We start from the raw sequence: 12,332 nt of genomic DNA, 5'->3' as shown, positions 1-12,332 counted from the left end.
TGTCATTTCTCGCTCGTGTTCGGGGAGGCATCCGTGTTCGCACCATCGCCGCTGGAAGTGGTCGAAACCAATTTCGTCCGCCTGGCACCGTCCCATCTAATCCTGCACGGCACCACCTGCCACCCATGGCTCCAGGACCGCGCCTACTCCCTGTACGAACTCCGCGACGTCCTCATGGACGAAGGGACGCCGTACGACGTGCGCGACGCCGCGTGGCGGCACACCATCCGTGCCGCCCGTCTGTCCCAGGACTGGATGGTCGGTGCGTTGGGGCTGTGCATGCCCGCGCTTCGCTCCACCGCGCGACGCACCTGCCGTGGCCTGACCGCGGGCGGGGTGGAGGCGGTGGAGTCCGCGATCCTGTCCGAGGTCATCCACCGCGTCCGCACTATCAACATGGACTACGCCCGACTGGTCTGGTACCTGACACAGCCCGCACACCGCGCCGCGCTCTCGGCGCGCAGGCACGAGCTGGAGGCGCCCATCCCGACCGGGGACCCGGGGCGTCAGGAGGACCCTGACCCGGGAATACAGGGCAGCCCCGACCTTCTGCTGGTGTCCGCGGCGCGGGTGGGCGTCCTCTCGAAGGCGGAGGCGCACCTGATCGCCCGGACCAGGCTGGAGAACGTCTCGCTGGCCGAGGAGGCGGCGGAGCTGGGGGTGTCCTACAAGGCCCTGGCGAAGCGCCGTGAGCGTGCCGAAGCCCGTCTGATCTCGGCGGTGGGAGCGGGCGAGGTGATGATCGCCGACGCACTCGTCTGCTCACAGGGCCTTCATGAGCAGCGGCGCGAGCTCCGGCTCCTGGTGACGGGGGCGAAAACCCGCAGGAAGCCGTTGTCGCATCGGCCTCTTCCCCGGGCTTCTTAGGGGAGCAGATACGGGCACTGGGCCCCGGCCGTGCAGCGCCGGGCCCGGTGCCCCACCGGGGGCCGAGGACACCGAGGGGGACGGGTGACAGCAGCAACGCGATCGAGTGCGGGCCGGTGGGCGGTGGTGCTCCTGCCTGCTGTCGGAGCGGCCGTGTGGTGGGTCGCGGTGGGCGATGACGCTGCGTGGGTGTGGGCGGAGGAGGCCACGGCGGAGTCGGCGAAGGAGAAGACCTCGGAGCTGCGGCAGGTCGTGAACCGGATCCGCATGGTGATCATCGCTCTGGCTTCGGCGCTGGGGACGCTGTTCCTGACGATCGCTGCGGTGCGGTGGCTGGCCGCCAACGGTGAGCCGGGACAGATCGACGGAGCGAAGAGGGCTCTGACCGGCACGGCGGTCGGCTACGGCATCGCGGCCTTGGCGACGGTGCTCATGGACATCGTGGAATGGGTCGTCAGCGTGGGCGGGAGCGGCGAGTGAGCCCCGCGCTGTGGGGGCAGAGCCCGGCCAGGCCGGAACCGCCTCCGTCTGACGACCCGCTGCCCCCGCCCACCGACGACCCGCTTCCGGAACCAGAGGACCCCGGTCCAGAACCGGAACCGGCTCCGGAGCCAGATCCGGAGATCACCGACGATCCGCTCCCAGAGCCGCAGGACCCGCGCGGGGGAGAGCCTCCTCTGCGGGAACAGGACGGTTCTGGCGGTGACTCGGTGGAGCTGGACACCGACGGAGACGTGTTCGACTGCGGTCTGGTCGACCCGGGCTGCCACGTGTCCAACTGGTTCGCCGACTTCGTGGTGTCCGGGCTGAACCCGGCCCTGAGCTGGCTGGCGGAAAAGGCGTTCCACACGCCGGTGCCGACCGAGGGCATGAAGGCCCTGCACAGCGGCATCCTCACCACCAGCAACACGCTCTTCGTGCTGCTCATCGTGGCGGGCGGAGTGGTGGCCATGGGCTACCAGAGCGTGCAGAACCGCTACTCGGCCACCGACATCCTGCCCCGGTGCGTGTTCGCCTTCGTGGCCTCGAACTTCTCGCTGTGGGCGGCCACGGAGATGATCCGCGCCTCCAACCAGATCGCGGCGGCCATCGGCGCGGAGGGCATCGACGCCCACGAGGCGGCGGTCAACCTCCGCGACCGGATGGAAGTGATCCTGGAGGAGGCGCTGGTCTTCACCATCCTGCTCCTGGTCGTGGTCGTGGTGCTGCTGGTGGTGTGGATGGTCAGCGAGGCGGTGCGTATCTGCATGGCCATCGTGCTGACCATCGCCGCCCCGCTCCTGTTGATCTTCCACGCCCTGCCGCAGACCAACCGGCTCGCCGAACTGTGGTGGAAGTCCATGGCGGGCCTGTGCGCGATCCCGATCGCCCAGTCGGTGGTGTTCATCGCCATGGCCCGCCTGTTCTTCGAGGGACAGATGACGATCTTCGGAGCGCTGCGAGATACGGCCGCGCCCGAGCAGGGACCTGACATGGTCCTGGACACCGGAACCGGTCAGAGCGTCACCCTGGCCAGCAGCGTGCTCGCCTCGCCCAGCGACGGGCAGACGGGGGACGCGGGCTGGCTGATGCAGATCATGCTGCTCCTGGTGCTGTTGTACGTGCAGATCCGGATCGGCTCCTGGGTGATGAAACTGGTCTGGCAGCCCAACCCCGGCACCTCGCCCATCGCCGCGATCTTGAAGAACATCGCGTGGATGCTGGCCTTCAGGTCGATCGGTCGGATGCGGCTGCCCACGGCCCCGGCAGCATCGCTGAAGTGGCAGTTCTCCTCGCCGCGCACACCCGGACGCAATCTGCCCCGCTACACACCAAAGCCCGGCACGGGCCTACAACCCTTGCAGTCCCAGGCGTGGTGGTACCGGACCCTACACGATCATCCTGCACCCGCCAGTGCCATCACCACAGGAGATCGGCGAGCGCTGCCCGGTCCCGGCGGAGACCAACCTGGTCCGCGTCCACCAGGCCCAGGCCCCGCTACCGGCCCCGGAGGTGGAACTCCCGGAGCGGCCGGTAGCCCGTCGTGGCCAGGAGGGCGTGCCCGCGGTCCGCTCCCGCTGCCTGGACCGCGTGCGCTGCCACCGGTATCACCTCCGCGCGTGGCACCGCCTGCGCCCGTGCGACGCGAGCTGGAGGTGGGAGGCATGCCGGGTTCGCCCAAAGTGGGCCAACAGGTTCTCTTCCCACGCCCGGCCCCGCCACCGAAGCCCTCGGCGCCGGCCGCACCGCCCAAGCGCAGGTGGCACCAGGGCGTGCTGCCGACACCGCCACCGGTACGGGTACCCGGCAGGCGCGCCACGCAACGCCTGGGCCTGCCCGATCCTGTGCCTCGACCGTCAGCGGGTCTGCGTCACCTGCCCGGCATGCCGTCGCTGACGTGGAACAAGCCGCCGCACGTCAAGGGCCAGCGGGCGCTGTTCCCCAACCCCAAGCGCGTGTGGAAGCAGTACGGGCTCTTCCCGCGCCCCGACCAGGACACCAAGTGATCTCTCGACGAGGAAGGACACCGGGTGAACTCCGATGACGTGTCGACGTGGCGGGGACGTATCCCCGCCGACATCGACCGGCCAGAACCGGTCCTGTTCAACCTGACAGCACGACAGTGCCTGATTATCGCCCCGGCACTGCTTGCAGCCTGGGGCACCTACCTGCTGTTGCGTGACCTCGTGCCCTTGTGGGCGTTCGCGATGATCCTGGCCCCGGTGCTGGGCGTGGTCATCGCCCTCGCATTGGGTGAGCACGACGGCCGGGGACTGGAGCAGGTCACCGCCAGCGCCCTGGCGTGGATCCGTGCCCCCAAGCACCTGGTCTCCGCGTCGTCCGGGCATATCCCATCGCTGCCCCGGTGGGCGCCTCGACCCGCAAGCAGTCCCCGCATGGCTCCACTGCGGCTACCGGCGTCGGCCGTCTCCCCGGAAGGGGTGGTCGACCTGGACGGCCGGTGCGCGGTGATGATCGCCTGCACCACCCTGCCCTTCCAGCTCGCCTCCGGACGTGAGCAGGACCAGGTCCTGGCGGCCTTCGCGGGAGTGCTGGACGCCCTGTCCGAACCGGTGCAGATCCTCGTCCAACGGCGCAGCGCGGATCTGACCGAGTTCACCGCGATGCTCCGAGACAACGCCGACCACCTGCCGCATCCGGCGCTGGCCGAGGCCGCGATGGCACACGCACGGTTCCTGGACGAGATGACCGCCACCCACGAGCTCTCACACCAGCAAGTGGTGGTCGTGGTGACTGCGGCCGGTGCCGCTCGTCGAGTGGGGGCCGCTCTGCTGCGCAGGGCTCAGGACACCGCAGACCGCTTGGCTGCTCTCGGTATCCGCACGCAGGTCCTGGACGGAGGCGAAGCCAAGCAGGTCCTGCGGGAGTCGATGACCGCTCCCGGCATGAGCCTCACCGATCCCGATCCGGACACGGACGGATCCGTGGGATTCAGCGACCGAGCGGAGACCAACAGCCCTGCGGATACCGACAACAAGAAGGAGCGCTGATGGTTCTCCGTAGCCTGCGGACACGACTCGGATCGCCCGCGTTGGGCGGACCAGCGCTTCGCCTCGGACCACGCCATGTGGAAGTCGAGGGCGGGGTGTGTCAGACCCTCGTCGTCACCGGTTATCCGCGCGAGGTCGCTGCCGGATGGGCCGAACCCCTGCTCACCTATCCCGGCCAGCTCGACATCGCCTTCCACCTGGAGCCGGTGCCCGCTCCCGTCGCCGCAGCCCGGCTGCGCAAGCGTCGGGCCCGCCTGGAGTCGGCGCATCGCACTGGTACCGCTCAGGGGCGTGTGGAGGACCCGCACCAGGTGACGGCGGCCGTGGACGCGGCCGAGATCGCCGACCGCATCGCCACCGGCCAGGGCAGGTTGTTCAAGGTGGGTGTGTACATCACCGTGCACGCTCCCGGCTTGGAAATGCTGGAAGCCGAACTCCAGCAGGTGCACGCCCTGTGCTCCTCCCTGCTGGTGGATGCCATCCCGGCGACGTTTCGACCACTACAGGGGTGGATCGCCACCCTGCCGCTGGGCACCGACGCGCTGGGGACGGGCCGGTCGATGGATACCGACGCGGTCGCCACGACACTGCCGTTCACCTCGCCGGAGCTGGTCGCAGACCTGGGCGAGACCACGGTTGTCTACGGCACCAACACCCACAGCAACGGTCTGGTGGCATGGGACCGGTTCTGCGGCGGCCTGGACAACCACAACAGCGTGATCCTGGCGCGTTCCGGGGCGGGCAAGTCCTACCTGGCCAAACTCGAAGTCCTGCGGTCACTGCTGGTGGGAGTGGAAGTCGCGGTCATCGACCCCGAAGGCGAGTACCTGCGCCTGACCGAAGCGGTCGGTGGCACCATCCTCCGCCTGGGCACTGAGAACGGGAGGCTGAATCCCTTCGCCTTTCCCACCTCTGGTGCGGAGAAGGACGGGCAGGCGTTCACATCGCGGGCGCTGTTCCTGCACACCCTGGTCACAGCGATGGTCGGCCAGTTGTCCGCGACCGAGAAGACGGTGCTGGACCGGGCGATCATCGCTGCCTACGCCGAGGCCGGGATCACGCGCGACCCCACCACGTGGGACCAGCCCGCGCCGGTGCTCGCTGACCTGGCCGCCGCGCTGGAGGACGTCGCGGCCGGTCCCGATACGGGAGACGAACCGGCCCACGCCGCACAGGCACTGGCTGACCGGCTGGATCCCTTCGTCCACGGCTCACACACCACGCTGTTCGATGGTCCCTCCACCGGCCGGGTCGACGGGCATCTGACCGTGGTCTCGCTCAAGGAGCTACCGGATGAGGTCCGTCCGGTCGGGGTTCTGATCGCGCTGGACGCGATCTGGCGACACATCACCGCCGGCACACCGGAGCGGCCCCGCATGGTCGTGGTCGACGAGGCGTGGCTGCTGCTCCAGGACCCCGCCGCGGCCCGCTACCTGGCCCGGCTGGCCAAGGCCGGACGCAAGCACTGGGCCGGGCTGACCCTGATCACCCAGGACGTGGGCGACGTGCTCGGTACCGAGTTGGGGCGGGTGGTCATCGCCAACGCCGCCACCCAGGTCCTGCTCAAACAGGCCCCACAGAACCTCGATGCCGTCAGTGAGGCGTTCCACCTCTCGACCGGAGAGACCCACATGGTCAACACCGCGCCCCGGGGCTCCGCGCTGCTGGTCGCCGGACACCAGCGGGTCGGTTTCCACCCGGCCGCCTCACCTGCCGAACACCGGTTGATCACCTCTGACCCCGCCGAGCTGGCCGCCATGCAGGACGAGGAAGACGAGGAACCAGAAGAGGACGGATCACAGAACGACGATTCCGCCCCTGAGACGGGCGGGTTCGAGGACGAGGCGGTGGCGTGATGGCCGGGTTCCTGCTGAGCGGCGGGTTCCTCCTCGTCCTCGGAGCCATCCCACTGGCCGGGGCAGCGGTGTGTGCGGCTGTGGCAGGCGTGCGCATGGCCCGCCATCGCTATCTGTCGAGGGAAGCGCGAGTGGTGGAGATCCTTCCCCCGCCCGAGGCCACCCTGGAGAACGCCCAGGCCTTCTGGCAGCACGTGATGGGACTGCTCAAGCCCCGGTGGTCCCGGTGGCTGGTCCAGCCCCACCTGGCCTTGGAGGTGATCGCCTCGGCGGCCGGTATGCGGTTCCAGGTGTGGGTGCCGGGTGCGGTGCCGCCGGGCACGGTAGAGCGCGCGGTCTCCTCCGCCTGGCCCGGGGCGACCACCTCCACACGCCACCTCGCCCCCGGCGAGTCATCGCTGCCTTCGGGGGTTTACACCACCGGCGGCCATCTCCGTCTGGGCCGTAGCGAGGTGTTTCCGCTGCGCACCAGGTTCGACGACGACCCCTTCCGTCCGCTGCTGGGGGCGGTGGAGGACCTGGTCGAGGGCGAGCACGCCCTGGTGCGGATCACCGCCCGTCCCTCCACGGGATGGCGTGCAGCGCGCGCCCGCCAGGCGGCGGCCCGCCTGCACGGCCACACCGATCTGGCCACACACCTGGTGGACACACTCGACCCCACCGCCAGATCCTCGGTCCGGCGCCCACAGGTCCTTCCCGGCACAAGGGACGACGTGCGGGCGATCCTGACCAAGGCCTCCAGCCCCAGGCTGGCGTGCGATGCGGCCTACATCCTCACCACCACCCACAGTGGCGAAGCGGCCGAAGAGCGGTTGCGCGGGCGAGCACACGGGATCGCCTCGGCGTTCGCGGCGTTCACCTCCGGCACCAACCATCTGCGCCGCAGGTTCATGCTCAAACCCCGTTGGTGGACGGTGAACCGCTTCCTGGGATACGGGTTCCTGCTCTCCACCGCAGAGTTGGCAGGCGTCGCGCACCTGCCCACCGACACCACCGTGCCCGGTCTGGTCCGCGCTGGCGCACGACCGGCTGCCCCATCCCCTGACGTGCCACGGGGAGGAGAGTACGCCCGGGTGGTCGGTGACAGCGACGCGGGCACACGGCGCACGGTCGCCCTGGGCGTGATGGAGTCGCGCCAGCACACGCACATCCTGGGCAAGACCGGCTCGGGCAAGAGCACGCTGCTTGCGAATCTGGTGTTGCAGGACGCACAGGCCGGTCGGGCCGGGTTGGTGATCGATCCGCGCGGGGACCTGGTCACCGACATCCTTGCCCGTCTGCCCGAGCACGCCGTCGGCCGGGTGGTGCTGTTCGACCCCGACGACAACGCCCTACCGCCCCGGTTGAACCTCCTGCAAGGGGGCGATCCCGATTTCACCAGCGACACGGTGGTGGGCATCTTCCGCAGGATCTACGCCGAGTACTGGGGTCCGCGCACCGACGACATCCTGCGGGCGGCCACCCTGACCCTGACACGGGCTCAGGACCCGGAGCTGACCCTGGGGGATGTTCCGCGTCTGCTGGCCGACGACGACCTACGCCGCGAGGTGATGGACAAGGTCACTGCCCGTACCGGTGAGGACGAGGCACTGGAGGACTTCTGGGGCTGGTACTCCGGGCTCACCGTCTCCGCCCGCAGCTCGGTGACCGGTCCGGTGCTGAACAAACTCCGGACGGCGCTGCTGCGCAGGTGGGTGCGCCAGGTGGTCGCGTCGGGGCCGTCCACGGTCGACCTGTCCTCCCTGTTCGACACCGGGCACCTGGTCCTGCTGCGGCTGCCGAAGGGGCGCCTGGGCGAGGACACCAGCTCGCTGATCGGCTCGTTCGCGCTGGCGGCCACGTGGCAGGCGGTGACCGCACGCATCCACACCCCCGAACACCAGCGCAAGGACCTGTGCGCGTACGTGGACGAGTGCCAGAACTTCCTCAACCTCCCCGGGAGCCTGGAGGACATGCTGGCCGAGGCCCGCGGCTACCGGCTCGGCCTGACCCTGGCCCACCAGGAGCTGGGCCAGCTGCCCGCGGATCTGCGCAAGGCGGTCTCGGCGAACGCGCGCACGAAGGTGTACTTCACCGCCTCACCCGACGACGCGGTCAGCCTCCAGCAGCACACCCTCCCGGTGCTGGGGGCCTACGACCTGACCCATCTGGGCGCCTACCAGGCCGTGGTCAGGCCGTTGGTGGGGGCCAAGGAACAGGGGGCGGCGACGGTACGCACCCGGCCGCTGCCTCCCGGAACCACGGGGAGGGCCGTCCAGGTCCGCGAAGCCGCGCGCACGTACGGGGCCAAAGAAGGTCAACCCACACCTGAGGTGCGAGGGAAACCAGGGGGGACTTCGTGAAGCAGACGGAGAAGAGCGCTGTCGAGCGCACCGAATACGGGTCGGCTCTGGTGTGGCTGGCACCTCGTGTGACACCGAGGGACCGGGAGATCCTGGCCGGGTTGCATGACCACCACGTCATGACCACCCACCACATCCACCGGCTCTACTTTCCTGGAGCTGGCGTCCGCCGTGCGCGCAGGAGACTGCTTCTGCTGCACCGGTACGGGCTCATCGACCGGTTCCGGCCCTTCGGCCGGATCCGTGTGCCCGACCACTGGGTGCTTGCATCGACTGGCGCGGCCCTGGTCGCTGAACACCGGGGCATGGAACCAGGAGAGCTGGGATTCCGGCAGGACCGTGTGCTGGCCTGGGCGCACTCCGGACGACTCGGGCACATACTCGGCCTGGTCGAATGCCTGGCTCTGACCACCGAAGCCGCACGCGCGCTTCCTGCCGCGCACCTGGTGCGCTGGGACAACGAGCGCGAGTGCGCCCGCCGCTGGGGACGCCACATCCGCCCCGACGCCTACATGCGCTGGCACCAGGACCAGGCCGAACTGGACGCGTTCTGGGAGTACGACACCGGCAGTGAGCCCTTGACGAAGGTGCGGCGCAAGATGGGCGGGTACGCACGCCTGGCCAGGGAGAGCCGCCTGCCGTCGATCGTGCTGTTCGCGGTCCACTCCGACCAGCGCGAGGACCACCTTGCCGCGAAGCTGGCCGATGACGTCTCCCGTCAGGTGGGCGCGTACATCACCACCCATGCCCGGCTCGGTGCGCAGGGCCCGGCCGAGGCGGTGTGGCGGGCCACCGACGCCCCGGACCGGTTGCGACTGGTCGACATCACCCGTCGCCACACCGCCCCGGGGCAGGACGAGGAGTGATCCGACTCGCGGTCGCGGGAGCAGGAGCACTCGTCCTACTACCGGTGCTGTTCATCGGCGCCACGGCGGGCGAGGACCACCAGCTTGCCGGGGTGTCCCAAGGGGTGGACGGCATCCCGGGCACAGTCCTGCTGGCCTACGCCCAGGCCGCCGCACGTCTGGAGGAGAGGTACCCGGGGTGCACGGGAATGACCTGGCCGGTGCTGGCCGGCATCGGGAAGGTCGAGTCCGACCACGCGGCCGGGAGCGAGGTCTCCTCGGCAGGGGACGTGGACCCGCCGATCATCGGCCCCCGTCTGGACGGCCGCGGGGCCGGGGGCAACACCACACCCCACACCGATTCCGACGGCGGCCGGTGGGACGGGGACACCGGCTTCGACCGCGCGGTGGGGCCGATGCAGTTCATCCCCACCACCTGGGCCTCCCACGGCTTGGACGCGACCGGGGACGGCACCGCAGACCCGCACAACGTCTTCGACGCGGCCTGGTCGAGCGCCGTGTACCTGTGCGTCAGTGCCCCGGAAGCGGAGACGGTGGAATTCGCCGACGAGGAAGACCTCGACGCGGCTCTGCTGCGCTACAACCGCTCGGACACCTACGTCAAAGAGGTGCGCGGGCACATCGAGCACTACACCGGACTCGCCGCCCAGGCCGCCACCCGGGTCCCGGTGGTGGGCTCGGGTGCCAGTAGCGCGCAGGGCCGGGCGGCGGCGGAGTGGGCGCTGGAGCAGGTCGGTAAGCCCTACCTGTGGGGAGGAACCGGGCCGCACGCGTTCGACTGCTCCGGGCTGACCATGCAGGCGTGGGCGGCGGCCGGTGTGAGCATTCCACGGGTGACCACCGACCAGGTCAACGCCGGAACCCGCATCGGACTCGGTGAACTACAACCAGGCGACCTGCTCTTCTACGACACCGGATCCGGTGCCTCGCCCTCACACGTGACCATGTACGTCGGTGGCGGCCAGATGGTCAACGCACCCAGAACCGGCCAGCTGATCCGGGTCGAGCCGGTCGACGGCGACTACTACAGCGCCCGGTTCGTGGCAGCCGTCCGACCGGGCTGACCGGCCACCAAACGCCCCGTGGGGCGCGGGTAGCCGTCCGGTGCGGGCTGGGGCCGCGCTTGGGGACGGCGCGGGGACGTGGGGTCGCTGACGGGCCGCTCGGGTTCTGCCGTCGAGCGGCCCCTTTTTCGCTTCCCGTGACTCTTCCGAACAGAACCGGTTGAAACTTCTCGCGAGAATGGGGAAACATCGCGAATACCGTTCAGCCCGGGTGAACGCGGTTATGCCTATTCGTTCGGATTCTTTCGCATGTCTGAAATGGGGCACTTTGTTATGCCTATGTACATCCTGAAGAGAACCTGCTCCGCTCTGTGCCAGGCGGGCTCCGTCCCCGGGTAACAGAGCTGGTCGCACCGTGCCGGGCGGGGTGAGGAAGCGCAGCTTCGAGGGGCGTACGACCCAGGGGCCAATGACACCAGCCCCGCCCGCCGGTGCCACCGCACAGCAGGAAGAGAAAAGGACAAACGGAGAAAACAAGGCGCCTCGGGCGGTGCTGGCACACCACCCGAGGCGTGATCTCCCACCTGGATACAGCAGGAGGAAGACCAATGAGCCATGGTACGGGTCGGCACCGGCGGCGTCGATGGGGATGGGCCAGCCGCACGCGGTGGGTGGTGGGCGCTGTCCTCGCCGTGATCGTCGGAGCGGAGCCTCTTTCGGGAACTGCCGCCGGTGAACAGGCAGCACCGCGCCCGCTGCGCAAAGCACCCAACACCACGGCCTCGTCACCGCGCCAGGAACCCGAGTGGGTCAGGCGCCACGACGAGGCCAGGCGGAGGCAGGAGTCCCTCGCGAGCGACCTTCTCTCAGGCGGCGGGAAGACGGTGGGACAGCACCGCGTAGTACGGCTGCCCGAGCTGGGGTGGTGCGTGGACGGTGACGGGGTGCGGTGGGTGCGCCCGTACCTGGTGGCGCACGAACAGCGGCAGCGTGCCCAGCAGCGGCGGGCGGGCGAGCGTGTCCCCGGCAGGAAACAACATGCGGAGGGTGCTTCGGTGACGGGCGGCCGAGAGGCTGCTGGCGAGTGGGAGGAACTGGCGGTTCTGGTGCGCCAGTGGAAGGCCCAACAGGTGCCCGTGGCCTGACCCAGGCGGTGGATCCAGGGCTGTCTCCTCGCGGAGGCAGCCCTCCGTTTTGTCTGCATGCCCTTTGTGTTTTCCCAGGTGGAGCGTGCGACATCGAAACCCAGTGGTTCTCTTCACAGTTTTCGTCACCGTAAGTGCTCGGCAAACGGTTGTGCTGTCACTCTGTGTGTGGCTAGTGTCACTTTCCGAAAGCACGGTGTCGGGCCGTGCCCGATCAGGAATCGGCGGTGGGTATGCGCGCGCCTACGGTGTGCTGGTCGACCGTGGCGGTGGTGGCGGTGTTGACGGGATGTGCGGCTGAGGAGGGCGATTCCGCGAAGGAACGGTCGAGCACTCCCTCCTCACTGGTGGTCCCTGCCAGTCCGTCACCGAAGGCTGAGGAGGCGGCGGTGGACGCCTACCTCGGGATGATGCGTGCGCTGGTCGACGCGTCCTTGGAAGGTGCCGAGGACCATGCAGATCTTGAGGTCTACGCCCGTGGCCAGGCGCTCGAATTGACTACGGACATGTTGGATGGCGCCACCGCAACGGGGGAGCCCGTGCTGAACCCAGAGGTGGTGGAGGCCGAGACGGACGCCGATCCGCCGGTCGTCGTGATCGAGGACTGCATGGACAACACCGACTGGGTCCTGGAAGGCCAACCGGCACGGGACTCCTCTGACCGCAACACACGGCTGTACACCGCCACGGTAACCCTGGCCGAAGGACAGTGGAAGGTCGAGGAGCTGTGGTTGGGGGAGCCCGGCGCGTGCTGACACGCA

10 protein-coding genes are annotated in these 12,332 nt (G+C 69.3%); 9 read left to right on the top strand and 1 reads right to left on the bottom strand.

The genetic code is table 11. The features are described 5' to 3' along the window. Positions 1–57: 57 nt before the first annotated feature. The 8 genes from A6A08_RS07045 (at position 58) to A6A08_RS07005 (ending at position 10,486) form a co-directional block, all read left to right on the top strand. Positions 58–867, top strand: a complete 810-nt coding sequence (locus A6A08_RS07045) for a sigma-70 family RNA polymerase sigma factor (RefSeq protein ID WP_242422158.1) — start codon at positions 58–60, stop codon at positions 865–867. A 168-nt stretch (positions 868–1,035) separates the two neighbouring features. Next, a complete protein-coding gene (locus A6A08_RS07040; RefSeq protein ID WP_242422157.1) occupies positions 1,036–1,347 on the top strand; it encodes a pilin in 312 nt (103 codons plus the stop codon). Positions 1,348–1,577: 230 nt separating this feature from the next. Next, complete coding sequence (locus A6A08_RS07030) at positions 1,578–3,353, top strand: hypothetical protein (RefSeq protein ID WP_073701722.1); 1,776 nt, start codon at positions 1,578–1,580, stop codon at positions 3,351–3,353. 24 nt (positions 3,354–3,377) lie between these two features. Continuing rightward, on the top strand, positions 3,378–4,358 hold the full coding sequence (locus A6A08_RS07025; protein WP_073701721.1) for a PrgI family protein: 981 nt from the start codon (positions 3,378–3,380) through the stop codon (positions 4,356–4,358). A gap of 95 nt (positions 4,359–4,453) precedes the next feature. Next, on the top strand, positions 4,454–6,214 hold the full coding sequence (locus A6A08_RS07020; protein WP_073701720.1) for a VirB4 family type IV secretion system protein: 1,761 nt from the start codon (positions 4,454–4,456) through the stop codon (positions 6,212–6,214). 131 nt (positions 6,215–6,345) lie between these two features. Continuing rightward, complete coding sequence (locus tag A6A08_RS07015) at positions 6,346–8,556, top strand: type IV secretory system conjugative DNA transfer family protein (RefSeq protein WP_242422156.1); 2,211 nt, start codon at positions 6,346–6,348, stop codon at positions 8,554–8,556. Continuing rightward, complete coding sequence (locus A6A08_RS07010; RefSeq protein ID WP_242422155.1) at positions 8,553–9,422, top strand: replication-relaxation family protein; 870 nt, start codon at positions 8,553–8,555, stop codon at positions 9,420–9,422. The genes A6A08_RS07015 and A6A08_RS07010 overlap by 4 nt, the downstream gene beginning before the upstream one ends. Continuing rightward, positions 9,419–10,486 (top strand): NlpC/P60 family protein, encoded by a 1,068-nt coding sequence (locus A6A08_RS07005; RefSeq protein WP_073701719.1) that lies wholly within the window; start codon positions 9,419–9,421, stop codon positions 10,484–10,486. The genes A6A08_RS07010 and A6A08_RS07005 overlap by 4 nt, the downstream gene beginning before the upstream one ends. 806 nt (positions 10,487–11,292) lie before the next feature. On the opposite strand, the gene A6A08_RS27925 is transcribed toward A6A08_RS07005, so the two are convergent. After that, the gene (locus tag A6A08_RS27925) at positions 11,293–11,466 is read right to left on the bottom strand and encodes a hypothetical protein (RefSeq protein ID WP_158069266.1); all 174 of its coding nucleotides are present in this window, start codon (positions 11,464–11,466) and stop codon (positions 11,293–11,295) included. 311 nt (positions 11,467–11,777) lie between these two features. Between A6A08_RS27925 and A6A08_RS07000 the strand changes: the two genes are divergently transcribed. Then, positions 11,778–12,326 carry a hypothetical protein gene (locus tag A6A08_RS07000; RefSeq protein WP_143181691.1) on the top strand — a complete coding sequence of 183 codons (549 nt, stop codon included), beginning with the start codon at positions 11,778–11,780 and terminating at the stop codon, positions 12,324–12,326. Positions 12,327–12,332 lie beyond the last annotated feature (6 nt).

Origin of the sequence: Nocardiopsis sp. TSRI0078 (assembly GCF_001905145.1) — a bacterium.
Taxonomy (GTDB): Bacteria; Actinomycetota; Actinomycetes; order Streptosporangiales; family Streptosporangiaceae; genus Nocardiopsis.
This window is presented reverse-complemented; position numbering and strand designations above follow the sequence as displayed.

What these genes read in the sequence shown, in the direction of transcription:
- A6A08_RS27925 (WP_158069266.1), bottom strand. Translation starts at nt 11,466, where the DNA reads ATGTTGTTTCCTGCCGGGGACACGCTCGCCCGCCCGCCGCTGCTGGGC.